Origin of the sequence: Streptomyces sp. NPDC052496, assembly GCF_040679095.1 — a bacterium.
GTDB lineage: Bacteria > Actinomycetota > Actinomycetes > Streptomycetales > Streptomycetaceae > Streptomyces.
This window is the reverse complement of record NZ_JBFAUH010000044.1, coordinates 1-25,920: the sequence shown is the minus strand read 5'-3', so window position 1 is coordinate 25,920 and position 25,920 is coordinate 1. Positions and strand designations below refer to the sequence as shown.

At 72.9% G+C, this 25,920-nt stretch carries 26 protein-coding genes; 15 read left to right on the top strand and 11 right to left on the bottom strand.

Annotated features, from left to right (window positions below; translation table 11 throughout):
* The first annotated feature begins 2 nt into the window (after positions 1–2).
* Positions 3–773 (top strand): enoyl-ACP reductase FabI, encoded by a 771-nt coding sequence (fabI, locus tag AB0L45_RS36875; RefSeq protein WP_365848045.1) that lies wholly within the window; start codon positions 3–5, stop codon positions 771–773.
* A 168-nt stretch (positions 774–941) separates the two neighbouring features.
* On the opposite strand, the gene AB0L45_RS36870 is transcribed toward fabI, so the two are convergent.
* Positions 942–1,625 (bottom strand): FCD domain-containing protein, encoded by a 684-nt coding sequence (locus tag AB0L45_RS36870; protein ID WP_365848044.1) that lies wholly within the window; start codon positions 1,623–1,625, stop codon positions 942–944.
* A gap of 132 nt (positions 1,626–1,757) precedes the next feature.
* Here AB0L45_RS36870 and AB0L45_RS36865 point away from each other — a divergent pair, with 132 nt between their 5' ends.
* From AB0L45_RS36865 to AB0L45_RS36850, 4 genes are all read left to right on the top strand, one after another.
* Positions 1,758–3,110 carry an MFS transporter gene (locus tag AB0L45_RS36865; protein WP_365848041.1) on the top strand — a complete coding sequence of 451 codons (1,353 nt, stop codon included), beginning with the start codon at positions 1,758–1,760 and terminating at the stop codon, positions 3,108–3,110.
* A 4-nt stretch (positions 3,111–3,114) separates the two neighbouring features.
* Entirely contained in the window at positions 3,115–3,231 is a 117-nt protein-coding gene (locus tag AB0L45_RS36860; RefSeq protein WP_275126387.1) for an SGM_5486 family transporter-associated protein, read from the top strand.
* 208 nt (positions 3,232–3,439) lie between these two features.
* Complete coding sequence (locus tag AB0L45_RS36855; RefSeq protein ID WP_365848039.1) at positions 3,440–3,649, top strand: hypothetical protein; 210 nt, start codon at positions 3,440–3,442, stop codon at positions 3,647–3,649.
* Between the two features lie 97 nt (positions 3,650–3,746).
* Positions 3,747–4,265: a histidine phosphatase family protein gene (locus AB0L45_RS36850; RefSeq protein WP_365848038.1), complete on the top strand. Its 519-nt coding sequence runs from the start codon at positions 3,747–3,749 to the stop codon at positions 4,263–4,265.
* Positions 4,266–4,415: 150 nt separating this feature from the next.
* On the opposite strand, the gene serB is transcribed toward AB0L45_RS36850, so the two are convergent.
* On the bottom strand, positions 4,416–5,663 hold the full coding sequence (gene serB / locus AB0L45_RS36845; protein ID WP_365848036.1) for a phosphoserine phosphatase SerB: 1,248 nt from the start codon (positions 5,661–5,663) through the stop codon (positions 4,416–4,418).
* A 68-nt stretch (positions 5,664–5,731) separates the two neighbouring features.
* Complete coding sequence (locus AB0L45_RS36840) at positions 5,732–8,131, bottom strand: streptophobe family protein (protein WP_365848034.1); 2,400 nt, start codon at positions 8,129–8,131, stop codon at positions 5,732–5,734.
* A 229-nt stretch (positions 8,132–8,360) separates the two neighbouring features.
* On the opposite strand from AB0L45_RS36840, the gene AB0L45_RS36835 reads away from it, so the two are divergent.
* On the top strand, positions 8,361–10,958 hold the full coding sequence (locus tag AB0L45_RS36835; RefSeq protein WP_365848032.1) for an FHA domain-containing protein: 2,598 nt from the start codon (positions 8,361–8,363) through the stop codon (positions 10,956–10,958).
* 76 nt (positions 10,959–11,034) lie between these two features.
* Here the strand turns inward: AB0L45_RS36835 and AB0L45_RS36830 are convergent, their stop codons facing one another.
* From AB0L45_RS36830 to AB0L45_RS36815, 4 genes are all read right to left on the bottom strand, one after another.
* On the bottom strand, positions 11,035–11,772 hold the full coding sequence (locus AB0L45_RS36830; RefSeq protein WP_365848030.1) for a transglycosylase SLT domain-containing protein: 738 nt from the start codon (positions 11,770–11,772) through the stop codon (positions 11,035–11,037).
* 364 nt (positions 11,773–12,136) lie between these two features.
* A complete protein-coding gene (locus tag AB0L45_RS36825; RefSeq protein WP_365848028.1) occupies positions 12,137–12,838 on the bottom strand; it encodes a nitroreductase family protein in 702 nt (233 codons plus the stop codon).
* A gap of 16 nt (positions 12,839–12,854) precedes the next feature.
* Entirely contained in the window at positions 12,855–13,970 is a 1,116-nt protein-coding gene (locus AB0L45_RS36820) for an S-adenosylmethionine:tRNA ribosyltransferase-isomerase (RefSeq protein WP_365848026.1), read from the bottom strand.
* Entirely contained in the window at positions 13,967–14,746 is a 780-nt protein-coding gene (locus AB0L45_RS36815) for an SDR family oxidoreductase (RefSeq protein WP_365848024.1), read from the bottom strand. Before AB0L45_RS36815 ends, AB0L45_RS36820 begins: the two co-directional genes overlap by 4 nt.
* Positions 14,747–14,928: 182 nt before the next feature.
* Between AB0L45_RS36815 and AB0L45_RS36810 the strand changes: the two genes are divergently transcribed.
* The 4 genes from AB0L45_RS36810 (at position 14,929) to AB0L45_RS36795 (ending at position 17,718) form a co-directional block, all read left to right on the top strand.
* The gene (locus tag AB0L45_RS36810; RefSeq protein WP_365848022.1) at positions 14,929–16,104 is read left to right on the top strand and encodes a GAF domain-containing sensor histidine kinase; all 1,176 of its coding nucleotides are present in this window, start codon (positions 14,929–14,931) and stop codon (positions 16,102–16,104) included.
* 67 nt (positions 16,105–16,171) lie between these two features.
* Complete coding sequence (locus AB0L45_RS36805; protein WP_365848091.1) at positions 16,172–16,822, top strand: response regulator transcription factor; 651 nt, start codon at positions 16,172–16,174, stop codon at positions 16,820–16,822.
* A gap of 298 nt (positions 16,823–17,120) precedes the next feature.
* Positions 17,121–17,360 carry a chaplin gene (locus AB0L45_RS36800; RefSeq protein WP_365848020.1) on the top strand — a complete coding sequence of 80 codons (240 nt, stop codon included), beginning with the start codon at positions 17,121–17,123 and terminating at the stop codon, positions 17,358–17,360.
* Between the two features lie 112 nt (positions 17,361–17,472).
* A complete protein-coding gene (locus AB0L45_RS36795; RefSeq protein ID WP_365848018.1) occupies positions 17,473–17,718 on the top strand; it encodes a chaplin in 246 nt (81 codons plus the stop codon).
* 191 nt (positions 17,719–17,909) lie between these two features.
* Here the strand turns inward: AB0L45_RS36795 and AB0L45_RS36790 are convergent, their stop codons facing one another.
* Entirely contained in the window at positions 17,910–18,731 is an 822-nt protein-coding gene (locus AB0L45_RS36790; RefSeq protein ID WP_365848016.1) for a hypothetical protein, read from the bottom strand.
* Between the two features lie 108 nt (positions 18,732–18,839).
* Between AB0L45_RS36790 and AB0L45_RS36785 the strand changes: the two genes are divergently transcribed.
* The 4 genes from AB0L45_RS36785 to AB0L45_RS36770 all read left to right on the top strand — a co-directional run bounded on the left by AB0L45_RS36785 (position 18,840) and on the right by AB0L45_RS36770 (position 22,076).
* Positions 18,840–19,631: an ABC transporter ATP-binding protein gene (locus AB0L45_RS36785; protein WP_365848014.1), complete on the top strand. Its 792-nt coding sequence runs from the start codon at positions 18,840–18,842 to the stop codon at positions 19,629–19,631.
* A gap of 79 nt (positions 19,632–19,710) precedes the next feature.
* Entirely contained in the window at positions 19,711–20,121 is a 411-nt protein-coding gene (locus AB0L45_RS36780) for an NfeD family protein (RefSeq protein WP_365848089.1), read from the top strand.
* Between the two features lie 139 nt (positions 20,122–20,260).
* Positions 20,261–21,211, top strand: coding sequence for an SPFH domain-containing protein (locus AB0L45_RS36775; RefSeq protein ID WP_033033285.1), 951 nt, complete (start codon positions 20,261–20,263; stop codon positions 21,209–21,211).
* 97 nt (positions 21,212–21,308) lie between these two features.
* Positions 21,309–22,076 (top strand): sulfite exporter TauE/SafE family protein, encoded by a 768-nt coding sequence (locus tag AB0L45_RS36770; protein WP_365848011.1) that lies wholly within the window; start codon positions 21,309–21,311, stop codon positions 22,074–22,076.
* 47 nt (positions 22,077–22,123) lie between these two features.
* On the opposite strand, the gene AB0L45_RS36765 is transcribed toward AB0L45_RS36770, so the two are convergent.
* The 3 genes from AB0L45_RS36765 to AB0L45_RS36755 all read right to left on the bottom strand — a co-directional run bounded on the left by AB0L45_RS36765 (position 22,124) and on the right by AB0L45_RS36755 (position 24,510).
* A complete protein-coding gene (locus tag AB0L45_RS36765) occupies positions 22,124–22,627 on the bottom strand; it encodes an HNH endonuclease (protein WP_365848010.1) in 504 nt (167 codons plus the stop codon).
* Between the two features lie 464 nt (positions 22,628–23,091).
* A complete protein-coding gene (locus tag AB0L45_RS36760) occupies positions 23,092–23,631 on the bottom strand; it encodes a YbhB/YbcL family Raf kinase inhibitor-like protein (protein ID WP_365848008.1) in 540 nt (179 codons plus the stop codon).
* A 96-nt stretch (positions 23,632–23,727) separates the two neighbouring features.
* Positions 23,728–24,510 carry a sporulation protein gene (locus AB0L45_RS36755; protein ID WP_365848006.1) on the bottom strand — a complete coding sequence of 261 codons (783 nt, stop codon included), beginning with the start codon at positions 24,508–24,510 and terminating at the stop codon, positions 23,728–23,730.
* A gap of 184 nt (positions 24,511–24,694) precedes the next feature.
* Here AB0L45_RS36755 and AB0L45_RS36750 point away from each other — a divergent pair, with 184 nt between their 5' ends.
* Complete coding sequence (locus AB0L45_RS36750) at positions 24,695–25,348, top strand: DNA-3-methyladenine glycosylase (protein WP_365848004.1); 654 nt, start codon at positions 24,695–24,697, stop codon at positions 25,346–25,348.
* Positions 25,349–25,920 lie beyond the last annotated feature (572 nt).

Here is a 25,920-nt window from a genome sequence, read left to right as displayed (position 1 = left end):
GCATGAGTGGAATCCTCGCAGGCAAGCGCATTCTGGTCACGGGCGTCATCACTGACGGCTCGATCGCCTTCCACGCGGCCAAGGTCGCCCAGAACGAGGGCGCCGAGGTCATCCTCACCGGCTTCGGCCGGCTCTCGCTCGTGGAGCGGATCGCCAAGCGGCTGCCCAAGGAAGCGCCGGTCATCGAGCTGGACGTGACCAACCAGGAGCACCTGGACGGCCTCGCGGACAAGATCCGTGACTACACCGGCGACGACGGCCGGCTCGACGGCGTGGTGCACTCCATCGCCTTCGGCCCGCAGGGCGCCTTCAACTTCCTGGAGGCGAACTGGGAGGACGTGAGCACTGCGGTGCAGGTCTCGGCGTACTCGCTGAAGTCGCTGACCATGGCCTGCCTGCCGCTGATGCCGCAGGGCGGCTCGGTCGTCGGCATGACCTTCGACGCGCAGATCGCCTGGCCGAAGTACGACTGGATGGGTGTGGCCAAGGCCGCTCTGGAGTCCACCAACCGTTACCTCGCCCGCGACCTCGGTGCGAAGAACATCCGCTGCAACCTGATCTCGGCCGGCCCGATCAAGTCGATGGCCGCCAAGTCCATCCCGGGCTTCGAGGAGCTGGCGGACGTGTGGAACCACCGCGCCCCGATCGGCTGGGACCTCACCGACCCGGAGCCGGCCGGCCGCGGTGTCGTGGGCCTGCTGTCGGACTTCTTCCCGAAGACCACCGGCGAGATCGTGCACGTCGACGGTGGCGTGCACATGATGGGCGCCTGACGCCTCTCGGCGATCAGAACCGCCGCAGCGCTGCCCGTCCCGGTTCACCGGGGCGGGCAGCGTGCGTTTACGGGCGGTGTGCGTTTACGGCGGTGTGCGGCGTCCTACGGGGGGAGGGGCGCGTACGGGGGGAGGGACGGTTACAGGTGTACGGGTACGCCGTACAGGTCAGCCGGTGCGCTGGGCGCCGAGCCGGCACCCGAAGGGGTGAGCGCTCGCCTCGCTCGCGGCGCGCTCGTCGTCGCCCGCGCGGATCGCCGCCACCAGCCGCGCGTGGTCCACGTGCGCCTCGGGCCGCAGCACGTCGCCCACGTCGGCGCGGAGGAACTCGCGCAGGACGCCGCCGAGGTCCGCGTACAGCTCGGCCAGCACCTCGTTGTGCGAGGCCGCGACGACCGCCATGTGCAGCGTCGCGTCGGCCTCCACGAACGCCGTCGCCGCGCCCGACTCCCAGGCGCGCTCGCGCCGCTCCAGCGCGGTGTCGAGCTGCCGCAGGTCCTGGTCGGTACGGCGGCGCGCGGCCAGCCGGGCCGCGGCCGCCTCCAGCGCGCTGCGCAGCTCCGCCACGTGCTCGGGGTCGGCGTCCGCGAAGCGGCGGTTCATCACCCCGGCCAGTTCGCTGGTGGCCACCACGTACGTGCCGGAACCCTGGCGGATGTCCAGCAGGCCGTTGTGCGCCAGCGCGCGTACGGCCTCGCGGACGGTGTTGCGGGCCACCCCGAGCTGTTCGACGAGTTCGGGCTCGGTCGGGATGCGGGAGCCGACCGGCCATTCGCCGGAGGTGATCTGCGCCCGCAGCTGGGTGATCACCTGGTCCGCCAGCGCGGAGCGCCGGGGTGAGGTCAGTGGCATGTCAGCGCTCCAGTGGGGTCGGGGTCCGGGGACCGTCGGTCGGCACCGCGAGAGGATAGCGAGCCCGCCGGGCCCGGGAACCGTCCGGTGAAGCTGGACAATCATTCATCCCATGATTCTATGATGAGTGCCATGTCAGACGACTCCCTCGCGACACTCGGCTCCGGGGCCGGGACCGCCGATGCCGGGACCTCCGGGGCCGGGACCGCCGATGCCGGAACTTCCGGTGCGGGTCAGGAAGCGCACCCGGGACCGGCCCTCGTTCCGGCCTCCGTTCCGGCCCCTGCCCGGGCCCTGCCGTTCCTCATGGTCGCCGGCCTGGTCCTGGCCGCCCTCAACCTCCGCCCGGCCATCACCAGCCTCGGTCCGCTCATGGCGGAGGTACGGTCCGGCCTGGGCATGAGCGCGACCGTCGCCGGGCTGCTCACCTCCGTACCGGCCCTGTGCTTCGCGGTCTTCGGCACCGCCGCCCCGCGGCTGGCCCGGCGCTGGGGCCCCGGCGCGGTCGTCTGCGCCGGGATGGCCGCGATCGCCGCGGGCGTCGTCGTACGGCCCTACACCGGCAGCACCGCCGGCTTCCTCGCCGCCACCGCGCTGGCCCTCGCGGGCATCGCGGTCAGCAACGTCCTGCTGCCGGTGGTCATCAAGACCTGGTTCCCGGACCGCGTCGGCCCGCTGACCGGCCTGTACTCGATGGCGCTCGCCCTGGGCACCTCGCTCGCCGCGGCGCTCACCGTCCCCGTCACCAGCGCGCTCGGCGGCAGCTGGCAGTCCGGCCTGGTGGTGTGGGCGGTGCTCGCCGTGCTCGCCGTACTGCCCTGGCTGACGGTCGTCCGCGACCGCGGGGGACAGGGCGGCCCGGCCGCCCGGCAGCCCGCCGCGCCGGCCGCCACGCTGCGCGTCAGCACCTCGCCGACCGCCTGGGCGCTGGCCGTCTTCTTCGGCCTCCAGGCCACCGCCGCGTACATCACCATGGGCTGGATGCCGCAGATCTTCCGCGACGCCGGCGTACCGGCGGGCACCGCGGGTGTGCTGCTCGCCGTCACGATGGCGATGGGCGTCCCGCTGTCCTTCGTGCTGCCCCGGGTGGCCGCCCGGATGCGCAACCAGGGGCCGCTGGCCGTCGGGCTCGGCGTCTGCGGGCTGGCCGGTTACGCCGGGCTGTGGCTGGCCCCGGCCTCCGGCGCCTGGGCCTGGGCGCTGCTGCTCGGCATCTCCAACTGCGCCTTCCCGCTGGCCCTGACGATGATCGGGATGCGGTCGCGCAGCGCCGAGGGCGTCGTACGGCTGTCCGCCTTCGCGCAGAGCGTCGGCTACCTGATCTCCATCCCCGGGCCGCTCCTGGTGGCCACCCTCTACCAGCACAGCGGCGGCTGGGGATGGCCGATCGCGCTGATGGCCGGGCTGATGGTGCCCCAGATGGCGGTCGGGATGCTGGCGGGCCGGGACCGCCGGATGGAGGACGAGGCCAAGGTGCGACACTGAAGCCATGCCAGTGCTCGAACCGAATCCGCCGGGCGGACAGAAGAAGCTGCTCATCGTCCTGGGCGCGATGCTCGCCGTGACCGCCGTCATCGCCGTCATCGCGAGCCTCGCCTCTCCCTGACGCACCGCACCCGCCCGTCCGCCGAGGGCGGAGGCGGGGGGTTACCCCCACCATCCCCTAGGGGCCCAGCGTCAGGGGCAAGTGGGTGGCGTACCGGATGGGAACGGCCTGCGGAGGACCGTAGGTTCGAAGCACACCGTGCCGCTGCGGTGGGCGCGGCCGTACCACGCGGCCGCGCCGTCCCCGCCGAAGTCCCCGGAGGCCACCGATGTCCGCCGTCTCCAGCAGGCCGTCCGTATCCCGCGGTCCGGGCACCCGTACGGGCCTGCCGTGGTGGGCCGTGGCCCTCGCCGTCGTCGCCTTCGTCGCGCTGCTCGTCGTCATGACGGCACCGTCCCCGGCGCACGCGGTGAGCGCGTCCCAGGGCGTGGCGCCGGTGCTCGAATTCCTCGCCCGCCTCTTCGGCATAGCGGGCTGAGACCGGTGACGGCGATGTACGGGAGGACCGTTCACCCTGCGGGGGGAGCGCCCCAACACCTCGCGCCCCGCGCTGCGTTTCGTGCGAAGCTGGACACATGAGCGCCGAAACACCTCGCCGGATTGTCCTGCTTCGCCATGCCAAGGCCGACTGGTCGCAGGAGAGCGACCATGAGCGCCCCCTCGCGGAGCGAGGCCGCAAGGACGCCCCGGTCGCCGGCCACTGGCTGGCCGGCTCCGGGATCACCCCCGACCTGACCCTGTGCTCGACCGCCGCGCGCACGCGCGAGACCTGGAAGCTCGCCGTCGGCGAGCTGCCGCAGCGCCCCCGCACCGTCTACGAGGAGCGGCTGTACGAAGCCTCCGTCGGCGAGCTGATCGCGGTGCTGAACGAGACCTCCGACGACGTCACCGACCTGATGCTGGTCGGCCACAACCCCGGCATGCACGGCCTCGCCGACGCGCTGGCGGGCGAGGCCGAGGGCGACCTGCTCGCGCGGATGAACCGCAGCGGCTTCCCGACCTCCGCGATCGCCGTGCTGACCTTCGCCGGCTCCTGGAAGACGGTCGAGCACGGCGTCGGCCGCCTGATCGCTTTCTGGGCGCCGCACGCCTGACGCGGCCGGCGCGTGCACGGGTGCATCCGTACAGGGGTGGGTGCGGGTACGGGCGCACACGTGAAGCGGCGGGTGCGTGCACGGGCGCACGTGTGACGTAAGAGGGCTCCGGCGCGCGGCGCGCCGGAGCCCTCTCACGTACCCGGACGCTCAGTCGTCGTGGGTGTCCGCCGCCTCCACCTCTTCGCGGGTGATGCCCAGCAGGTACAGCACGGTGTCCAGGAACGGCACGTTCACCGCCGTGTGCGCGGCCTGGCGCACCAGCGGCTTGGCGTTGAAGGCGACGCCCAGGCCCGCCGCGTTCAGCATGTCCAGGTCGTTGGCGCCGTCACCGATCGCGACGGTCTGCGCGAGCGGCACACCGGCCTCGTGCGCGAAGCGGCGCAGCAGCCGGGCCTTGCCCGCCCGGTCCACGATCTCGCCGGTCACCTTGCCGGTGAGCTTGCCGTCCACTATCTCCAGGGTGTTGGCGGACGCGAAGTCCAGCCCCAGCTCCTCCTGGAGCGCGTCGGTGACCTGGGTGAACCCGCCCGAGACGACACCGACTTGGTAACCGAGGTGCTTGAGGGTGCGGACGAGCGTACGCGCGCCGGGCGTCAGCCGTACCTCCTTGCGCACCAGCTCCACCACCCCCGCGTCCAGCCCCTTCAGGAGCGCGACGCGGGCGTGCAGCGACTCCTCGAAGTCCAGCTCGCCGCGCATCGCCGCCGCGGTGACCTCGGCGACCTCCTGCTCGCAGCCCGCGTGCGCCGCGAACAGCTCGATGACCTCGTCCTGGATGAGGGTGGAGTCGACGTCCATGACGACCAGCCGCTGCGCCCGGCGCTGCAGCCCCGAGGCGACCACCGCGACATCCACGCCGAGCGCGGCCGCCTCGGTGGCCAGCGCGGTGCGCAGCGGCTCGGTCGGGGTGCCGGAGACGGCGAACTCCACGGCCGTGACCGGGTACTTGGCGAGCCGGAAGATACGGTCGATGTTGCCGCCGGTACCGGTGATCGCGGCGGCGATGGCGGCGGCGGACTCCGCGGTGAGCGGGTGGCCCAGAACGGTGACGTGCGAGCGGCCGGTGCCGCGCGGCCGGTTGTCGCCGGTGCCGGAGATGATCTCGGCCTGGAGGTTCAGCGACTCGGCCCAGCTGTGCACGGTGGCCCGCAGGTCGCCCTCGGTGGCGCCGGACGAGCCGCCGGCCGGGACCGGGGAGGTGACCAGGACGCACAGCACGATGCGGCCCCGGGTGACCACCTGCTCGATGTCGACGACGTCGACGGAGTAGGCGGCCAGGGTGTCGAAGAGCCCGGCGGTGATGCCGGGCCGGTCCTTGCCGAAGATCTTGACGAGAAGGGTCGGTACGTCGTCGCCCGGTACGGCGGTGGCAGGCGGGATCTGCGATGCGCTCATGGTGCTCTTACGGTAACCGGCCCGCGCCGGCTCCCGTACAGGTGTCCGTGGTACGGACGGCCCCCTGCTCAGCGCCCCCCTCCCGGCCGTCCGGGCGGCGGTGGCCCGTCGGGCGGGTCCTCGCGGTCCTGCCGCGGCTTGCCGCGCGGCTTCGGCGGCACCGGGGGACGCGGGGGAGGGGGCGTACGGTGCCCGCCGCCCACCGTGGGGCGTGACTCGGGCGGCGGCGGAGGCTCCGGCGGCCTGCTCCCGGGCCGGCGCGCCGTCGGCGCCGCGTGCCCGGCGGGCGGTGGCCGCCAGTCCTGGGTGGGGGGCTGCTTCGCGGACGGGCGCCGGGCAGGGGGCGGCGGAGGGTGTTCTCCGGGGGTACGCCGGGCTGGGGTGCCTGGAGCCGAGTGCTGGTCTGGCGTGCCTGGGGTGCCTGGAGTGCCTGAAGCCGAGTGCCGACCTGGGGTGCCTGGAGTGCCTGGAGCCGAGTGCCGGCCTGGGGTGCCTGGGGTGCCTGGGGTGCTTGGTGTGCCTTGAGCCGAGCGCCGGTCCGGGGTACTCGGGGCGTCTGGGGCGCCAGGTGTGCCCGGGGACGGTTGCCGGTCCGGGAAGTGCCGAGGCCGCTCCGGCGGCGGCGCCCAGTGCTCCGTACGCGGGGCCTCGTCGGGCGGTGGCGGCCAGGTCTGGGTCTCCGGCGGGGGCCCCGGTGGCGGGGCCGGCCAGTTCTGCCGGCGCGGTGGTTCCCCGGGTGGCGGCGGCCCGCCCGAAGGCGGCCCGGGGGGGTTCGCCCCCTGCGGCGCGCGCAGGTACGGGTTCGTGTCCGCGTGCGGCGGCCGGTAGGCGGGGGAGGGGGTGTACGGGCCGGGCCGGTAGGCTGCGTCGGGGTAGTCCCGTGAGCCGGGGGGCCCGTACTCCGGCGTACGGGCGTCGACCGCGCCGCCGTACCCCCGGACGCCACCGCCGTGCTGCCGGTCGGCCCAGCCGTACCCCTGGTCAGTCCCGCCGTCCTCCCGGACGCCCCAGGCGCGGTCGCGGTCAGCCCCGTCGTACGCCCGGCCGTCCCCCGGCGGCGGTTCCGCGCGGCCGGGCAGCCGTACCGCCCGTCGCCCCGCGGCCCCGGTGGCGCACGCCAGCAGCCCGCCCAGCAGGCCCGCCGCCGCGCCCCACACCGCCCCCAGCGCGAACGCCGCCGGCACGCTGCCGCGCAGTTCCAGGCCCGCGCCGAACGCGTCGAACCCGAAGACGGACAGGCTCGCGTTCGCCGAGACGCCGGTCAGGTGCACCATCAGCGGCAGGGTCAGCGCCGTCAGCGTCCCCAGCCCCGCCGCGCACCGCAGCGCGAACGGCAGCGTCCGGGCGCCCTCCCGCGGCGTCCGCACCGCCGTGAGTACGCCCGCGAGCAGCATCATCAGCCCGGCGGCCACCGGCAGCAGCCACACCCGCCCGTCCAGCTCGGCGAGCCGCCCGACGGTCAGCCGGACGTCGTTCCGTCCGCCGAGCAGCTGGTCGACCGGGTCGGGCAGGAACCGGGTGAGCACCCCGGACGCGCTGCCGTGCCAGGGGACGAACAGGCCCAGCGGTATGCCGAGCCATACGCCGTTCGGGGCGGCGAGCAGCGCCGCCCCCAGCACCCGGCCCGGATGGTCGTCGCCGACGGCCGCGTACCCGGCCGCCGCCAGCCCCGCCGCCACCGCCACCAGCGCCACCGTGACCAGCGCCGACGCCGCGGGCCGCACGGAGCGGTGGGCCGCCTCCAGCCCACGGGGCAGCGGTGCCCGCCGGGCCGCCAGCACGGTGATCAGCAGTACTCCGAGCACCCACACCGTGCCGCCGAGGAGGGAGGCGCCCGTATCCACCGCGAACCCGACGGACGCCTCGGCCCCGATCAGGTCGGCGATCCGGTCCGGCAGCCCGCCGTCGTCGCCGTCCCCGATGCCGAGGCCGCCCAGGCCGTCCCGCAGCCGGTCGAGCAGTCCGTCGGCACCGCCCCCGCCTCCGGAGCCCCCGCCGCCGACCAGCCCGGCCAGCGTCGTGCCGTCGATCGTCACGGAGTCGTGTCCGGCCCAGGCCAGGAAGGCCAGCAGCGCGACGAACAGGCCCGCCGACGCCCCGGCGCGGGCGGTCAGTTCGCCCCAGCCGACGGTCGCGCCGGCCCGCCGCAGCGACCGGGCGAACACCCACCCCAGCACCACGGCGCCCACCAGACCCACACCCAACGGCGCGATGTCAACGGCGGATCCGGCCGCCTGCCCCTCCAGCCCGAAGGCGCTCACATCGCCCGACGGCGTCACGGCGCCGCCCACGGCCAGCACCACCGCCGCGGCGGTCAGCGGCCCCAGCGACGCCGCGGAGTCGGCGCCCAGCAGGTGCAGCCCCAGCGCGGCCACCCCGGCCATCGCCAGGAACGCCCAGCTGACGGCGGCGACGGCGGACAGCAGGACGTCGCCCCAGCGGATCCGTGCGGTGGTGCCGGCGGTCATCGAAGCCCCCGATCCGAGCCGAGTCGTCCCGAACGCGCACGATGGCATGATCCATGCGCATCCGTGGGTGCTTACCACTCTCCGTGGGCCTTTCGCCGCCGTCAACGCGAGCGGCTCACGACCTTGCGTGACCGGTTTTTTGGCTCCGGGCACCGCGCCTGAAATAGTTCCTCACGATGTTCGCCATCCCTAGACTTCCCATACAGGGCGTCACTCGGGGGACTATGTAATGGGGCATGGAGTGCCTGAACTCGTACTCGAATTGAACGGACGGACCTGGACGCTCGACCCGTCCCGGTCCTACAGCCTGGGCAGAGATCCGCAGGGCGACATGGTGCTGGACGACGCCAGGGTCTCCTGGCGGCACGCCACCGTGCGCTGGGGCGGGCGCAGTTGGATCATCGAAGACCAGGGCAGCACCAACGGCACGTACGTCCAGGGGCAGCGGATCCACCAGCTGGAGATAGGCCCCGGCTCCGCGGTGCACCTCGGCAACGCCACCGACGGCCCGCGGCTGACCCTGTCGGGCAGCGCCGCGCCGGCCGCCGGTGTGCACGGCGCGCAGACCGCGATGGCGCAGCCCCAGGCCCAGGCCGGGCCCGGTTGGGCCGGGCCGCCGCAGGTCCAGCAGCAGCCGCCGCTCCACCAGGCGCCCGCCCACCATCAGGCCCCGGCCCAGCCGGTCCCGCAGCAGCAGGGCTGGAACCAGCAGCCGCAGGCTCCGTACGCCCAGCAGCCGCCGCACGGCGGGCCCCCCGCCGGGCAGCAGCCGCCCGCGGCCCAGCAGCCCCCCGCGGACCGGTCCCGCGCCACCGCCCCGCCGGTCTACGGCGACCGCAGCCCGACCACGTTCCACCGCCTGGACCTCGGCCGCGTCATGCGCATCGGCCGCGCGCTGGAGAACGAGCTGGTCGTCTCCGACCTCCAGGTCTCCCGGCACCACGCCGAGTTCCGGGCCACGCCCGACGGCCGCTTCGAGATCCACGACCTCGGCAGCCACAACGGTACGTACATCAACGGCCAGCCGGTCCCCAAGTCCGGCAAGGCACCGGTCGGCCCGAACGACATCATCGGCGTCGGCCACTCCACCTTCCGGCTGGTCGGCGACCGGCTGGAGGAGTTCGTCGACACCGGCGAGGTCTCCTTCTCGGCCCGCCACCTGACCGTCACCGTCGACGGCGGCAAGCAGATCCTCAAGGACGTCTCGTTCGGCGTCCCGGAGAAGTCGCTGATCGCGGTCATCGGCCCGTCCGGCTCCGGCAAGTCCACCCTGCTCAAGGCGCTGACCGGCTACCGCCCCGCCGACCAGGGCGACGTGCTCTACGACAACCGCAACCTCTACAAGCAGTTCGCCGAGCTGCGCCAGCGCATCGGCCTGGTCCCGCAGGACGACATCCTCCACAAGGAGCTGACCGTCCAGAAGGCCCTGAAGTACGCGGCCAAGCTGCGCTTCCCGGGCGACACGGCGGAGGCCGAGCGCAAGGCCCGTATCGACGAGGTGCTGCGCGAGCTCAAGCTGGACGTCCACAAGGACAAGAAGGTCACCTCCCTGTCCGGCGGCCAGCGCAAGCGCGTCTCGGTCGCCCTGGAGCTGCTGACCAAGCCGTCCCTGATATTCCTGGACGAACCGACCTCCGGCCTGGACCCGGGCATGGACCGCGACGTCATGCAGCTGCTGCGCGGCCTCGCCGACGACGGCCGTACGGTCCTGGTGGTCACCCACTCCGTCGCCGAGCTGGCCCTGTGCGACAAGCTGCTGGTGATGGCGCCGGGCGGCGGCGTGGCCTACTTCGGCCCGCCCGAGGAGGCCCTGAACTTCTTCCAGTACGACTCCTGGGCGGACGTCTTCTCCGCCTTCGAGAACTACCGCGACTACGACTGGATGGGCCGCTGGCGCGGCTCCCCGCACTACCAGATGTACGCCGCGGACATCGACGCCGTCGCCCCGCAGTCGGTGGCGGTCCAGCCGCCCCCGGCCCGGATGCAGAAGTCGCAGAGCTGGGGCTCGCAGCTGTGGACGCTGATGCGGCGCTATGTCTCGGTGCTCGCCTCCGACCGCGGCTTCCTCGGTCTGATGCTGATCCTGCCGGCGGTGCTCGGCGTGGTCTCCATCCTCATCCCCAGCCAGCACGGCCTGGGCTACGGGCCCAAGGGCCCCAACCGCGACGCCAGCACGATCATGCTGATCCTGGCGGTCGGCATGTGCTTCTCGGGCGCCGCCAACTCGGTCCGTGAGCTGATCAAGGAGCGGGTCATCTACGAGCGGGAACGGGCCACCGGCCTGTCGCGCTCGGCGTACCTGATGTCCAAGGTGATCGTGCTCGGTGTGGTGACCGCCTTCCAGGGCGTGATCATCGCGGCGATCGGCTTCACCCCGCGCAAGATGCCCACCGAGGGCGTGCTCTTCAAGGACCTGCCGGCCGTCGAGATGGGCCTCGCCGTCATCGCGCTCGGCTTCACCTCGATGATGTTCGGCCTGATCATCTCGGCGCTGGTGCGGACCGCCGAGAAGACCATGCCGCTGCTGGTCATGTTCGCCATCGTGCAGGTGGTCTTCACCGGCGTGCTCTTCCAGCTCTTCGACACGGTCGGCGTCGCCCAGGTGGCCTGGCTGATGCCGTCGCGCTGGGCGGTGGCCGCGATGGGCGCGACCGCCGACATGAACACGCTGCTGCCGTGGGAGGCGGGCAACCCCGACCCCCTGTGGAAGCACGAGGCGAGCGTCTACGCGATGGACATGATCATCCTGCTCGCGCTCGGCGTGGCCCTCGCCTTCGTGGTGGCCCGGCTGCTGCGCCGCCACGAGCCGGAGGTCATGCGCAAGTAGCGCACGGCACACCGCGCACGCGCCGAGGGGCGGCACCCAGCAGTGGGTGCCGCCCCTCGGCGCGTGCGCGTGCCGCTCAGTACGCGGAGTTCACGTTGTCCATCGAGCCGTAGGTCGCGGCGGCGTAGTTGCACGCGGCGACGATGTTGGCGACCGGGTCGAAGATGTCCCAGGAGGTGCCCTCGACGTGGTACGCCTGGAAGGTCGGGTCGATCACCTGGAGCAGGCCCTTGGACGGGGTGCCCTGCTGCGCGTTGGAGTCGTAGCCGTTGACGGCCTGCGGGTTGCCGGTCGACTCGCGCATGATGTTGCGGTACAGACCGTCGTACGAGCCCGGGATGCCGTGCTTCTGCATGATGTCCAGCGACTCGCGGATCCAGCCGTCCAGGTCGTTGCTGTACGTCTTGGGGGCGGGCGCGGCGGCGCGGTCGGCGGACCGGCTCGCGGCCTCCTTCTCCTGGCGCTCCTTGTCGGCCTTGGCCTTGGCGTCGGCCTCCTCCTTGGCCTTGGCGTCCTTCTCGGCGTCTTCGGCCTTCTTCTTTGCCTCGGCGGCGTCCTTCTCGGCCTGCTGGGCGGAGGCGTCCGCCTGCTTGCCGATGGTCTCCTGCTGCGTCTTGGCCGCGTTGTCGACCGCGCCGAAGGCGACCGGCTTGATGTTCTGGGCGGCTGCCTGGCCGTGGCCCTGCTGGGCGTCGGCCGAGCCCGGTACGACGGCGAAGACCAGGGCGGCGGCACCGGCAGCGGCGACACCGGCGGCCGAGAGCTTGTGCGTCCGGTTCAGGCGGGCGTAGCCGGGGATGGCGTGCTTGGGCATGGGGAGTCAGACCTCTTCCAACGGGGGTGCGCCGCTGTGGCCGGGAAAGGCGATGCACGCCGAGATCTGTCCACGGCGCCGTAGCGACGGGAGTCATTGTTAGCGGCCGGAAATTCGCCGAGCAAAGAGCCGATTTACGATCCTGCTTAGTGGAACCCGGGGCGCGGATCTCGCGTCACGGCCGGGTTCTCCCGGCGTCATCACCGGGTCCACCCCAGGTACACCCCGCATCATCCAAAAGTCGTACGCGCGCCGTAAAGCCACTAATGCCGTTCGTAAGTGACGTGGGTCCTATGTGCGGCGTCACACCGGGCAAGGGGTTTAGTTGCCCGGTGTGATTGCACTCGCACAGTGTGTCAGTGAATTAGATCTCCACCAGTACCTGGTCCAGGGACTTTCGCACCAGATCCGGTACGCGACAGTCCTCGGCCGGATATCCGACCGGAATCACGGCGAACGCCTTCTCGTTGGCGGGACGCCCCAGCACTTCCTGGAGGAAGCGCATCGGACTGGGGGTGTGCACCAGCGCCGACAGGCCCGACAGGTGCAGCGCGGACAGCAGCATCCCGACCGCGATGCCCACCGACTCGTCCACGTAGTAGTGCTTGTGCCGGGTGCCGTCCGGCCCCAGCCAGTACCGCTGCTGGAAGACGACGACCAGCTGGGGCGCGTCGGTCAGATGCGGTTTGATCTCGTCCGTGCCCAGGGGCCGCAGCGCCGCCAGCCACTCCTCGCCCAGCCGCCCCGCATAGGAGACCCGTTCCTCCGCCTCCGCCGCCTCCCGGATGCGCCGCCGCACCTCCGGGTCCTTGACCAGCGCGAACGTCCAGGGCTGCTGATGCGCGCCGGAGGGCGCGGTGGCCGCGCAGGCGATGGCGTCCTTCACCACCTGCTCCGGCACCGGGTCGGCGGAGAACTGCCGGACGGTCCGCCGCCGGTCCATCCGCTCCCGCAGCTCGGCGGCGCGGGCCAGCGACTCGCCGGCCGGCATCCGCTCGGGGTGGTACGGCACCGACCGGTAGGGATCGCCGTGGGTCGGTGCCCAGTTCCTCGTTGGTGTCGACATGCTCCGAGTCTGGGGTTCAGGACGGCAGGATGAGGTGGAGATCCCCGAACTCGTGCCACAGGTAGCGCTGCCGTACGGCCTCCGCGTACGCCCGGCACAGCGCGTCCCCGAAATCCGCGCCGGCCGCCACCTGCCCGACCGCCTCCAGCATCAGCAGGTGCGACGCCTGCGGCTCGTGCAGCCCGGTCAGCAGCCCGTCCACCGCCCGCACCCCGCGCTCCGGCGTGACGACCAGATCGGTCCACCCGGAGGCCGCCCGGATCCGCCCGTCCGCCCCGGCGGCGCTCTCCAGCGCCCGTACGGCCGTCGTCCCCACCGCTATCGTGCGGCCGCCACCCGCCCGCGCCGCGTTGATCTGCCACGCCGTCGACGGCGGCACCGCGAAGCGCTCCGGGTACGGCGGCTCGTACGCCTCCGCCGACGCCACCCCCGTGTGCAGCGTCACCGGCGCGATCTGCACACCCCTGCTCACCAGCCGCGCCACCAGCGACGCGGTGAACGGCCGCGCCGCGCTCGGCATCTCCGCGCTGCCGCCGCCGTCCGGCGAGCCCACCGCGAACACCGTCCGGTACGCGTCCAGCGGCTGGTCGCGGTCCGTATAGCCGTACCGGATCGGCCGCCCGTACCGGCGCAGCAGATCCGCGACCGGCGCCCCCGACACCCGCGCCCACCACAGCCGTACGCTCCCGGGATCCACCGGCGCCCGCAGCACCAGCCGCGCCCCGCCCGGCAGCCGCACCACCGCGCCCGCCGGACCGCCCGCCCGCTGCCGGGTGCTGCCGCGGCCGTCCGGCGTCCGCAGCTCCACCGCCCAGTCCCCGGGCGCCGCCTCCGGCCGCGGATACCGCCGGTCCGCCCGCGTCGAGAAGTGCACCACCACCGGCTCGCCGCGCCCCCGCCCGTCCCCGGTCCGGCCGTCCAGCGCCGCCGGCAGGGTCCGCGAGGTGTTCACCACCAGGACGTCCCCGGCCGACAGCAGCCGCGGCAGCTCCCGGAACGCGTGGTGCGCCGGCTCCGCCGTACCCCGGCTGACCAGCAGGCGCACCGCGTCCCGCCCCCGCCCCGGGGCGCGCTGCTCGGCCGGCTCCCGCGCCGACAGCTCCGGCGGCACCCGCAGCACCTCGGCGGTCACCGGGCACCGACCAGCAGGCCCGGCGCCGCGTACCGCCCGCTGGCCGCGCCCGCGTCCAGCAGCCGCAGCAGCGCCGGTACGACCGTCTCGGGCAGCGGGCGCACGGAGTCGTCGTCGCCCGGCACGGCCGCCGCGTACAGATCCGTCCGCATGTCGCCCGGATCCACCCACCACACCCGCAGCCCCGGCTCCTCGACCGCCAGCACCGCCGAGAGCTGGTCCAGCGCCGCCTTGGCCGCCCCGTACCCGCCCCAGGTCTCGTACGCCTCGGCCGCCGCGTCGGAGCTGATGTTGAGCACGGCCCCGCCCGTACTCTTGTGATGCTCTGTCCGTATATGAGCATCACTGTCACCTATATAAGGAGAAGCCGCGGACGTCCCGAAGAGCCGCGACGCCCGCAGCAGCGGCAACGCCTCCTGCGCGAGCCCCAGCGGCGCCACCGCGTTCACCTCCAGAGCCGCCCGCAGCCCGTCGAGCCCGTGCTCCTCCAGCCGCACCAGCGGCTCGACACCCAGCACGCTCGCGTTGTTCACCAGCAGGTCCAGCCCGCCCAGCCCCCGCGCCGCCGCCACCAGCTCCGCCCGGTGCGCGGCGTCCGTCACGTCCCCGGGCAGCGCCACCACCCGCGCCCCCGCCCGGCGCAGCCCCCGCGCCGCCTCCTCCAGCGGCCCGGCCGACCTGGCGTCCACCACCAGATCCCAGCCGCGCCCGGCCAGCGCCGCACCCAGCGCCCGCCCCAGCCCCTTCGACGCCCCCGTGATCACTGCCACCGGCATGGCCCGAACCACCTCTCCCCAACGATGTGCGTCCTCGCCGCACACGCTAGGAACCGGGCGGCCCGGGCCACCTCGGGCAGCAGGCGGGACGGCCCAGGGCACTTCGCCCTAGTCCCGACGGCCTAAGCGGAGGCCGCCGCTGGTCCGATACGACTGTCACCGCCCGCCGGTACCGTGAGGCCATGACCAACGGACCGGGAGACGGACACGGGCCGGGAGACGGGCCGGGCGCCGGGATCCCCGCCGTGAGCAGCGCGATCCTCGCCATGAGCCGGCACCTGGAGGTGCGCGACGTACTCAAGACGATCGTCGCCTCCGCCCGCGAACTGCTCGACGCCGAGTACGCCGCCCTCGGCGTGCCCGACGATCACGGCGGCTTCGCCCAGTTCGTGGTCGACGGCGTCAGCGAGGAGCAGTGGAAGGCCATCGGCCCGCTGCCCCGCCAGCACGGCATCCTCGCCGCGATGCTGCACAACGCCACCCCGGAACGGCTCGCCGACGTCCGCGCCGACCCCCGCTTCGGCGGCTGGCCCGCCGCCCACCCGGACATGTCCGACTTCATCGGCCTGCCGGTCGCCGACGGCGACGAGATCCTCGGCGCGCTCTTCCTCGCCAACAAGAAGTGCCCCAAGCCCGCCGGCGGCTGCGGCTTCACCGCCGAGGACGAACGGCTGCTCGGCATACTCGCCCAGCACGCCGCCATCGCCCTGACCAACGCCCGCCTGTACGAGCGCAGCCGCGAACTGACCATCGCGGGGGAGCGCGCCCGCCTCGCCCACGAACTGCACGACGCCGTCGCCCAGAAGCTCTTCTCGCTCCGGCTGACCGCCCAGGCCGCCACCGCCCTCGTGGACCGCGACCCGGCCCGCGCCAAGGGCGAGTTGCAGCAGGTCGCCGCCCTCGCCGCGGAAGCCGCCGACGAACTGCGCGCCGCCGTCGTCGAACTGCGCCCCGCGGCCCTGGACGAGGACGGCCTGGTCGCCACCCTGCGCTCCCACGCGCAGGTCCTGGACCGCGCCCACCACGCACACGTCACCTTCGAGGCCCAGGGCGTCCGCGCGCTGCCCGCCGCCCAGGAGGAAGCACTGCTGCGCGTCGCCCAGGAAGCCCTGCACAACGCCCTGCGGCACGCCGGCGCCGGCCGCGTCGAGGTCGCCCTCGTACGGCACGGCCAGGGCGCCCTGCTGCGCGTCGCCGACGACGGCCGCGGCTTCGACACCGGCGCGGTCCGCCGCGCCGGGCGGCACCTGGGCCTGGTGTCGATGCGCGACCGGGCGAGCGGCGTCGGCGGCCGGCTCACCGTGGAATCGGAGCCCGGCAAGGGCACTGCTGTGGAGATGGAGGTGCCTGGTGGGTGAAGTCAAGAAGGGCGACGCGGTGGGGAATCCCCCGGGTGAGGCCCGGGGGAGCGCCGACCGGCGGGCGGTGGCGGGCGACGGGCGGGCCATCCGGGTGCTGCTGGTCGACGACCACCAGGTCGTCCGCCGCGGACTGCGTACGTTCCTGGAGGTCCAGGACGACATCGAGGTGGTGGGGGAGGCGTCCGACGGCGCCGAGGGCATCGCCGCCGCCGAGCAACTGCGCCCGGACGTCGTCCTGATGGACGTCAAGATGCCCGGCATGGACGGCATCGAAGCCCTGCGCAAGCTGCGCGAACTGGACAACCCGGCCCGCGTGCTGGTCGTCACCAGCTTCACCGAGCAGCGCACCGTCGTCCCGGCGCTCCGCGCGGGCGCCGCGGGCTACGTCTACAAGGACGTCGACCCGGACGCCCTGGCCGGTGCCATCCGCTCCGTGCACGCCGGACACGTCCTGCTCCAGCCCGAGGTGGCCGGCGCGCTGCTCTCCCAGGAAGAGGGCAACAACGGCCAGGGGCGCGGCACTTCGCTGACCGACCGGGAGCGCGAGGTCCTCGCCCTGATAGCGGACGGCCGCTCCAACCGCGAGATCGCCCGGGCACTCGTCCTGTCGGAGAAGACCGTCAAGACCCATGTCTCGAACATCCTGATGAAGCTGGACCTCGCGGACCGGACCCAGGCCGCGCTCTGGGCGGTCCGGCACGGCATCGGCGCCTGAGGAGCGGGGCGGAGCGGAGGCCGGGGTCGGGGGCGGCTCCGGCTCCCGGCCAGGCCCGGAAGGGGGTCGGCTCCGGTCCCCGGCCAGGCCGCGGAAGGGGGCCGGACCGGGGCCGGTTCCCGCTCGGCACCTGTGGCGATCCGACTATCAGGGCACGGGCCGGTCCGCCGTCATCCGATCCGAGATTCATACCGTCGGGTGGACGTCACCCATGTGGCGCAACCCGCCGGGCGTCCGGCCGTTCTCCATGGCGTGCCGCGGAAGTCGACCGCGGCCGTCGTCAGGAGAGGTCAGAGAAGTGAAGAACATCAAGAGGGCCGTGGCCGTCACGATCGCCACGGGCGGACTCGCCGTCGCCGGTGCCGGTATCGCCTCCGCCCAGGGCATCGCGCAGGGCCACGCCGTGAACTCCCCCGGCGTCGTGTCGGGCAACCTGCTCCAGGTCCCGGTGCACGTCCCGGTCAACGTCACCGGCAACACCGTCTCGGTCGTCGGCGTCCTGAACCCGGCCTTCGGGAACCGCGGCCACAACTCCTGACCGCCGTCGCACGACGGGCCGGCCCGGCCACCCACTCCCGACGGGCCGGCCTCACCAGGCACCCGATGACCACCACCCCGCGGCTCCGCGCCGACACGTGAGGAACACTTCCATGAACACCGCCAAGAAGGCCGCTCTCGTACTCGCCACCGCCGGGCTGGCCGCCGGTGCCGCCGCCGGCTCCGCCGCCGCCACCGGGCATGCGCACGCCAACGGCGCCGTCCACAAGTCCCCCGGCGTCCTCGCGGGCAACCTCGTACAGATCCCCGTCGACGTGCCCGTGAACGTCTCCGGCAACAGCATCAACGTCGTGGGCGTCCTCAACCCCACCCACCACAACGCCGCCGCGAACCACTGATCCACGGCACCCCCGGACCGCGACAGCACCCGCGTCCACCCGAAGGCCCCGCCCGCCCGCACCCCGGCCGGCGGGGCCTTTCCCGCGCGTGCCCCGTACGGCCGTACCCCGTACGGGCGCGGCTCTCCCGTGCGGTCACGAGCCCGCCTGTGCCCCCGTACGGTCACGGCCCCACCCCGCCCACCCGGCGCTCACCCCCGGCGCCGCTCCGCCTCCTCCACGTACGCGTTGTACGCCGCCACCTGCGCCCGCCGGGCCGTGCGCTCCACCGGACGCAGCGCCTCGGCCCGCGCCGCCATCTCCGACGCGCTCACCGCACCACCGTGCTCCTGCCCGTCCCCGCCGGCACCCTGCGCGATCCCGATGAGCGCGCCGACCCGCTGCGCCAGCTCCAGCACGCGCACCGCCCGCGGCGGACAGCCGGGCGCCAGCACCTGCCGCCCCGCCTCGGCCCGCGCGCGGTACGCCTCCAGCGCCGCCTGCGCGACCGGCCCCGAGCCCGCCACGTCCAGCCGGGAGAGCACCTCGGTCGCCTCCCGCAGCGCCTCCGCCAGCTCCCGCTCCGCCTCGCCGAGCGAGGGCACGTCCGCCGGAGGCGCGTCGCGTATCGCGAGGCAGTGCCAGACCACCTCGACATGCACGTCCGCACGGGCCACCGCGGCGCCTCCGGGGCCCGACTCCCGCACCTCCGGGACGAGCCCGAGCGCCACCCCGGACGCCAGCACCGCCTCCCCGGCCTCCAGCGCCCGCGCGTTGAACTCCGGTGGACCGCTCAGCCCCAGCGGATGCCCCGGCACCGGCAGCGCCACCCGCAGGCCCGTCGCCCCCAGCGCCCGCAGCCGCCCCAGCGCGAGCGTCAGCCCGACCGGGCCCGGCTCCCCGGGCAGGCCCAGCACGCGGTGCACCGCGTCGTCGTCCGCGATCCGCTGCGCGGCTTCATCAGGTGAGACAAGCCCGGCCAACAGGGCATTTCCCCACGCGGCCAGCCGTCCCGAACGAGGTTCATCGAGCATGTCCCCAGCCTAAGGACAGGCACTGACATCGAGTGGCGTAGGTTTGCAGGGGGGATGCGCCCACAGGCGCACGAGACCGACCGATATGCAATGGGAGACAACGCGCTCATGAGCGATGTGCTGGAGCTGGTGGACGTATCCGTGGTCCGCGAAGGACGGGCTCTGGTGGACCAGGTCTCCTGGTCGGTCAAGGAGGGCGAGCGCTGGGTGATCCTCGGCCCCAACGGCGCCGGCAAGACCACCCTGCTCAACGTCGCCTCCAGCTACCTCTTCCCGAGCACCGGCACCGCCTCGATCCTCGGCGAGACCCTCGGCAAGGTCGACGTCTTCGACCTGCGCCCGCGCATCGGCGTGGCCGGCATCGCCCTCGCCGACAAGCTGCCGCGCAGCCAGACCGTCCTGCAGACCGTGCTGACCGCCGCGTACGGCATGACCGCCGGCTGGCGCGAGCAGTACGAGGACATCGACGAGCAGCGCGCCCGCGCCTTCCTCGACCGGCTCGGCATGAACGCGTACCTGGACCGGAAGTTCGGCACCCTCTCCGAGGGCGAGCGCAAGCGCACCCTCATCGCCCGCGCGATGATGACCGACCCCGAACTGCTCCTCCTGGACGAGCCCGCGGCCGGCCTCGACCTCGGCGGGCGCGAGGACCTCGTACGCCGCCTCGGCCGGCTCGCCCGCGACCCGTACGCGCCCTCCATGATCATGGTCACCCACCACGTCGAGGAGATCCCGCCCGGCTTCACCCACGTCCTGATGATCCGCCAGGGCAAGGTGCTGTCCGCCGGACCGCTCGACCTGGAGCTGACCTCCAGCAACCTCTCCCACTGCTTCGGCCTGCCGCTGGTCGTCGAGCGCCACGGCGACCGCTGGACCGCCCAGGGCCTGCCGCTCTCCTGACTCCGGCGCCCCTTTCCTGACCGGACGGCCCCTGTCCCGGGCCGTCCGGCGGATCTACCATGAAGGCGTGGATCCATGGGTGTGGTGGCTCATCGCCGCCGTAGGACTGGGCATTCCGCTCGTCGTGACCGCGATGCCCGAGTTCGGGATGCTCGCGGTCGGCGCCGTCGCCGGCGCGGTCACCGCGGGCCTCGGCGGCGGCACGGTCACACAGTTCATCGTCTTCGCGGCCGTCTCGGTCGCCCTCATCGCGGTGGTACGCCCCATCGCCAACCGCCACCGGACCCAGCGCCCGCAGCTGGCCTCGGGCATCGACGCCCTCAAGGGCCGCTCCGCCACCGTCCTGGAGCGGGTCGACGCGGCCGGCGGCCGGGTCAAGCTGGGCGGCGAGGTCTGGTCCGCCCGCGCGCTGGACGCCGACCAGGTCTACGAGCCGGGGCAGAAGGTGGACGTGGTGGAGATCGAAGGTGCCACCGCGGTCGTCATGTGAGCGTTCAAGCCAGTCGTCGTACGAGCGCACGGATGAGGCGAACCGCCAGCGCGCCGGCCCGTCGCTCTGAAAGACTCGATCAAGACAGGGCCGGCCCAGGCCGCCGCAGCCAGTAACCGAGGGGTATCGGGGAGCCGCAGTGGAACCGATCATCATCGTCCTGATCATCCTGGTGGTGCTCGTTTTCATCGCACTCATCAAAACGATCCAGGTCATCCCGCAGGCCAGCGCCGCCATCGTCGAACGCTTCGGCCGCTACACCCGCACCCTGAACGCGGGCCTGAACATCGTCGTCCCCTTCATCGACTCCATCCGCAACCGCATCGACCTGCGCGAACAGGTCGTGCCGTTCCCGCCGCAGCCGGTGATCACCCAGGACAACCTGGTCGTGAACATCGACACCGTCATCTACTACCAGGTCACCGACGCCCGCGCCGCGACGTACGAGGTCGCCAGCTACATCCAGGCGATCGAGCAGCTCACCGTCACCACCCTGCGCAACATCATCGGCGGCATGGACCTGGAGCGGACCCTGACCTCCCGCGAGGAGATCAACGCGGCGCTGCGCGGCGTCCTGGACGAGGCCACCGGCAAGTGGGGCATCCGCGTCAACCGCGTCGAGCTGAAGGCCATCGAGCCGCCGACCTCCATCCAGGACTCGATGGAGAAGCAGATGCGCGCCGACCGTGACAAGCGCGCCGCCATCCTCCAGGCCGAAGGTGTCCGGCAGTCCCAGATCCTCACCGCCGAAGGTGAGAAGCAGTCCTCGATCCTGCGCGCCGAAGGTGAGGCCAAGGCCGCCGCGCTGCGCGCCGAGGGCGAGGCGCAGGCGATCCGGGTGGTCTTCGAGTCGATCCACGCCGGCGACCCGGACCAGAAGCTGCTGTCCTACCAGTACCTCCAGATGCTGCCGAAGATCGCCGAGGGCGACGCCAACAAGCTCTGGATCGTGCCCAGCGAGATCGGCGACGCGCTCAAGGGCCTCGGCGGCGCCATCAACAGCTTCAACCCCGCGGGCGGCGGCGCCCCGGCCGGCGGCCCCGGCATGACCAAGTCCGCGCCGCACCGCGAACAGCCGCCCATCGACTGATCCGGCACCCCTCAGGGCCCGCCCCCGGCAAAGCACTGTCACGGGGGCGGGCCCTGATGCATGATCGGACCCTACCGATCATGTACGAGGGGGTCGCATGACCATGTGGGAAGCGCTCGCCGTCTTCGCGGCGGGCGGCGCCGCCGGCGCGATCAACGTCGTCGTCGGCTCCGGAACGCTGATCACCTTCCCGGTCCTGCTGGCCATCGGCCTGCCGCCGGTCACCGCCAACGTCTCCAACACCCTCGGCCTGGTGCCCGGTTCGCTCAGCGGCGCCTTCGGCTACCGCCGCGAGCTGGCCGGCCAGGGGCGCCGCATCCGGCGCTTCGGCGCCGCGGCCCTGACCGGCGGACTGATCGGCGCGGCCCTGCTGCTGGTGCTGCCGTCCGACGCCTTCAACGCGATCGTGCCCGTCCTGATCGCCGTGGCACTCGTCCTCGTCGTCCTCCAGCCCCGGCTCGCCGCCGCGCTGCGCGCCCGCCGCGCACGCAACGGCACCACCGTCCGCACGGACGGTGGTGCCCTGCTGCTGACCGGAATCCTCTTCGCGAGCATGTACGGCGGCTACTTCGGCGCCGCCCAGGGCGTCATCTACCTCTCCCTGATGGGCCTGCTGCTCAGTGAGGACCTGCAGCGCCTGAACGCCGTCAAGAACGTGCTGGCCCTGCTCGTCAACGGCGTCGCCGCGCTCTTCTTCCTCTTCGCCGCGCACATCGACTGGCTCGCCGTCGTCCTCGTCGCCACCGGCTCGGCCCTCGGCGGCCTGGTCGGCGCCAAGGTCGGCCGCCGCCTGCCGCCGGCCGTGCTGCGCGGGGTGATCGTCGCCGTCGGCATCGCGGCGATCACCCAGCTGCTGCTCAACTGAGCCGTACGCCCCGTAGCCCGCCGCGACCCGTTCGACCCGTACGAGCGCTACGCGGACAGCCCCAGCCACTCCGGCAGCTCCTCCCGCACGGAACCGGCCAGCGCCGCCACCAGCGCATCGGCGGGCGTCGGCTCGAACGGCCGCGTCAGCAGCCGCATCCCCGCCTGCTCCGGCGTCCGGTCCGCCTTGCGGTGATTGTCCTCCGCACAGGACGCGACCGTGTTCAGCCAGGTGTCGCCACCGCCGCGGGAGCGCGGCACGATGTGGTCCACGGTCGTCGCCCGCCGCCCGCAGTACGCGCACCGGTGCTGGTCACGTACCAGCACACCCCGCCGCGACCACGCCGCCTGTCTTCGGAACGGCACCCGAACGTACCGGCTCAGCCGGATCACCCGTGGCACCGGGACGTCCACCGCGGCGGCCCGGATCCGCAGCCCCGGATGCGCCTGCTCGACCACGGCCTTGTCCTGCATGACCAGCACCACCGCGCGCCGCAGCGACACCGTCGCCAGCGGCTCGAAGCTCGCGTTGAGCACCAGTGTCTCGCGCATCCCGTCCACCTCCCGGTCCCCGTTCGCCGCTCGGCGAAGTGGCTCCACTGTGCAGGTCCAGTGATCCCCTGGACAACGCAATTTCCGCACGCCACAAGGGAGATGAGAGATGACGGGGAGGTGAAGGTACGGGTGCGCGAAGAGGGGCGGAAGGAAGCACGCCGGGGCGCACGGCGGGCGGCACGCTCCGGGGCCCCGCCCCCGTGCGTTCCCGGGGCCCCGGAGCGTATGGCAGCCGACGCGGCCGTCCGACACGAGAGAGCGGACTCCGGCAGACGGCCGGCGACACACCTGCGCCCCGCCGTCCCCGCCGCTGCGGTACCGGCTGCCCGACGGCCGTGGTACGAGCCGTTTGCCGGCCATGCACCACTGTGCGAGCACGAGCGCCGGGGCGCAACGGATTTAGGACCGGTATCCGGGGCCCGGCCGGAATGCGGCCGGGCCCCGGGACACCGGCCCACTGCTCAGCTCCCGGCCGGGACCTCGTACTCGCCGATCAGCTGCGCCCGCCCGATCGCGTGGAAGCGCAGCTGGAAGCCGACCACGGCGGGCGTCGCGTCCGCGTCCGGACCGAGCTTCTCCTGGTCCACCGCGTACACCGTGAAGACGTAACGGTGCGGACCGTCACCGGGCGGCGGCGCCGCACCCGTGAAGTCCCGCGTGCCCGCGTCGTTGCGTACGTGGACGGCGCCCTCCGGCAGCCCCTTCATGTCACCGCTGCCGGCCCCCGCGGGCAGCTCGGTGACCGACGCGGGAATGTCGAAGACCGACCAGTGCCAGAAGCCGCTGCCGGTCGGCGCGTCCGGATCGAAGCAGGTGACCGCGTAGCTGCGGGTTCCCTCCGGCGCGCCCTCCCACCGCAGGTGCGGCGAGGTGTTGCCCTCCGCCTGCACCTGCGCCGACGGGAGCGGCCCGCCGTCGGTCACCTCGTCGCTCACCACGGTGAACCCGGCCACCGGCGGATGGAAATCGTGCGGGAGCGGCCGGCGCTTGAGCTCGGACACCTGGACACCTCCTGAGTCGCGAATGGACACCTGTCCGGCCAGGCTAAAGCGTGTGTCCCACCCCCGGGCGCCCGCCCGGCGGTGGGACACGGGCCCTCAGAGCCAGTTGCGCTTGCCGCCGACCTCGGCCAGCCACTGGTTCAGGTACGCCGCCCAGTCGGTTCCCTGGTACCCGTCCAGCGGCACCACGAACGAGCGGTACGTGTCGCTGCCCTCGCTGAAGAGCCCCGGCTTCTTGTCCATCTCCAGCACCACGTCCATCTCCCGGTCGTCCGCCACGAAGGACAGCTCGACCTGGTTCAGCCCGCGGTACTGCTGCGGCGCGTGAAACTCGATCTCCTGGTAGAACGGCAGCCGCTGCCGGGTACCCCGGATGTGCCCCTGCTCCAGGTCCGCGCTCTTGAACCGGAACCCGAGCCGGCCGAAGGCGTCCAGCAGGGCCTGCTGCGCGGGCAGCGGATGGACGTTGACCGGATCGAGGTCGCCGGAGTCCACCGCGCGGGCGATCGCCAGCTCCGTCGTCACCCCGACGTGCATCCCGTGCAGCTGCTGCCCCAGGAACGTCGTCACCGGCGTCTCCCACGGGATCTCCAGCCCGAACGGCACCGTGTGCACCGCCCCGGCCTGCACCTCGAAGGCCCCGCCGAGCTGCAGCTTGGTGAACTCGACGTCCCGCTTGTACTCCTGCTCGCCGCCCTCGACCTCCACCCGCGCCTGGAGGCCCACCGACAGCTTCTCGATCTGCTGGGCGACCGAACCGCCCTGGATCCGCACCTCGCCCTGCACGACCCCGCCCGGCACGACGTTCTCCTCGAAGAGCACCGTCTCCACCGACGCGCCTCCGGCCCCCAAGCTGGCCAGCAGCTTCTTGAACCCCATGCTCGTTCCTCCCCAGGCAGACGCCTGTACCTCGTGTGATGCGCCGTGATCGCGGCCCGGTCCGTCAGCTACCCACGCCGGGCGGCGCCGGCCGGTTCCGTGAGCGACACCTTCCCAACGGAACGTCCCGGAGGCCAGTCGCCCACCCGATGCTTCGCGTCGCTCTCCGTTACCCTTGATCCGCATGATCGTCGCACCGGACCGCCGACCGCTCACGCGGGACTTCTTCGACCGTCCCGTCCTGGACGTCGCGCCTGAGCTGCTCGGCCGCACCCTCGTACGCCGCACCCCCCAGGGGCCGATCGAACTGCGCATCACCGAGGTCGAGGCCTACAACGGCTCCTCGGACCCGGGCTCGCACGCCTACCGGGGACGCACCGCGCGCAACGCCTCGATGTTCGGACCGCCCGGCCACGCGTACGTGTATTTCATCTACGGCATGTGGTTCAGCCTCAACCTGGTCTGCAACAAGGAAGGCACCGCCAGCGGTGTCCTGCTGCGGGCCGGCGAAGTACTCACCGGAACACAGCAGGCGGCCGAACGCCGCCCGAAGGCACGCAACACCCGCGAACTCGCCAAGGGCCCGGCCCGGCTCGCCACCGCCCTCGACATCGACCGCTCCCTGGACGGTACGGACATCTGCTCCACCGACCCGGACCAGCCGCTCACCGTTCTCCAGGGCCATCCGGCGGACACGGAGGAGGTGCTCAACGGCCCGCGTACGGGCATCAGCGGCGAGGGCGCCGTGCACCCGTGGCGCTTCTGGATCGACGGCGACCCCACCGTCAGCCCGTACCGCGCCCACGTACCGCGCAAGCGCCGGAGCAGGGCTGCTTGAGCGTCGGAGCGGAGCTGTCGCGGCGGCCGGCGCGAAGCTGTTCGGGTGTCCGGAGCAGGGCTGCTTGACTCTGCCCTCCGGACCGCCTAACGTAGCCCGAGCCGCTTGACACGGGCAGCGCTGTCTGCGCGGGCCGCCGAGCGACGCAAACCCACTACCTACGAACGATCACCCCGGCGGGGTCCTTTTTCGCTTGCCGAAATTCGACGCCACGGCGCGATCATGCGCCGCACGGGAATTCGCTTAAAGTAGTGAGCACGCCGAAAGGCGTAACACGCCTCGCCGACGGGGCATCGGAAACGAATTCGATCCGGCAACGGACCGGGAAACGGATCTGATAACGTCGGAAGGGCCGGAAAGCGAGAGCCGGACGGTCGCCCCGCTCCAACAGGGGGCCGGATACGGAAAGCGGAAACGCGGAACGGATCTGGTAAGGTTGGAACCGCGCAGAAGCCGAAAGGCCGAAACGCACCGGCGAAAATCAGGACCGCGAGGATCTGATAGAGTCGGAAACGCAAGACCGAAGGGAAGCGCCCGGAGAGCCTGGTGAAACAGGCACAAAGGAAGCGTCC

Excerpts from the sequence above, each read along its gene's own strand:
- AB0L45_RS36795 (WP_365848018.1), top strand. The coding sequence starts at position 17,473 with ATGAACACCGCCAAGAAGGCCGCTCTCGTACTCGCCACCGCCGGGCTG.
- AB0L45_RS36755 (WP_365848006.1), bottom strand. The coding sequence starts at position 24,510 with ATGGGGTTCAAGAAGCTGCTGGCCAGCTTGGGGGCCGGAGGCGCGTCG.
- AB0L45_RS36770 (WP_365848011.1), top strand. The coding sequence starts at position 21,309 with ATGACCATGTGGGAAGCGCTCGCCGTCTTCGCGGCGGGCGGCGCCGCC.
- AB0L45_RS36835 (WP_365848032.1), top strand. The coding sequence starts at position 8,361 with ATGGGGCATGGAGTGCCTGAACTCGTACTCGAATTGAACGGACGGACC.
- AB0L45_RS36765 (WP_365848010.1), bottom strand. The coding sequence starts at position 22,627 with ATGCGCGAGACACTGGTGCTCAACGCGAGCTTCGAGCCGCTGGCGACG.
- AB0L45_RS36825 (WP_365848028.1), bottom strand. The coding sequence starts at position 12,838 with ATGTCGACACCAACGAGGAACTGGGCACCGACCCACGGCGATCCCTAC.
- AB0L45_RS36790 (WP_365848016.1), bottom strand. The coding sequence starts at position 18,731 with ATGCTCGATGAACCTCGTTCGGGACGGCTGGCCGCGTGGGGAAATGCC.
- AB0L45_RS36870 (WP_365848044.1), bottom strand. The coding sequence starts at position 1,625 with ATGCCACTGACCTCACCCCGGCGCTCCGCGCTGGCGGACCAGGTGATC.
- AB0L45_RS36830 (WP_365848030.1), bottom strand. The coding sequence starts at position 11,772 with ATGCCCAAGCACGCCATCCCCGGCTACGCCCGCCTGAACCGGACGCAC.
- serB (WP_365848036.1), bottom strand. The coding sequence starts at position 5,663 with ATGAGCGCATCGCAGATCCCGCCTGCCACCGCCGTACCGGGCGACGAC.
- AB0L45_RS36810 (WP_365848022.1), top strand. The coding sequence starts at position 14,929 with ATGACCAACGGACCGGGAGACGGACACGGGCCGGGAGACGGGCCGGGC.
- AB0L45_RS36815 (WP_365848024.1), bottom strand. The coding sequence starts at position 14,746 with ATGCCGGTGGCAGTGATCACGGGGGCGTCGAAGGGGCTGGGGCGGGCG.
- AB0L45_RS36785 (WP_365848014.1), top strand. The coding sequence starts at position 18,840 with ATGAGCGATGTGCTGGAGCTGGTGGACGTATCCGTGGTCCGCGAAGGA.
- AB0L45_RS36840 (WP_365848034.1), bottom strand. The coding sequence starts at position 8,131 with ATGACCGCCGGCACCACCGCACGGATCCGCTGGGGCGACGTCCTGCTG.
- AB0L45_RS36750 (WP_365848004.1), top strand. The coding sequence starts at position 24,695 with ATGATCGTCGCACCGGACCGCCGACCGCTCACGCGGGACTTCTTCGAC.
- AB0L45_RS36855 (WP_365848039.1), top strand. The coding sequence starts at position 3,440 with ATGTCCGCCGTCTCCAGCAGGCCGTCCGTATCCCGCGGTCCGGGCACC.
- AB0L45_RS36865 (WP_365848041.1), top strand. The coding sequence starts at position 1,758 with ATGTCAGACGACTCCCTCGCGACACTCGGCTCCGGGGCCGGGACCGCC.
- AB0L45_RS36850 (WP_365848038.1), top strand. The coding sequence starts at position 3,747 with ATGAGCGCCGAAACACCTCGCCGGATTGTCCTGCTTCGCCATGCCAAG.
- AB0L45_RS36860 (WP_275126387.1), top strand. The coding sequence starts at position 3,115 with ATGCCAGTGCTCGAACCGAATCCGCCGGGCGGACAGAAGAAGCTGCTC.
- fabI (WP_365848045.1), top strand. The coding sequence starts at position 3 with ATGAGTGGAATCCTCGCAGGCAAGCGCATTCTGGTCACGGGCGTCATC.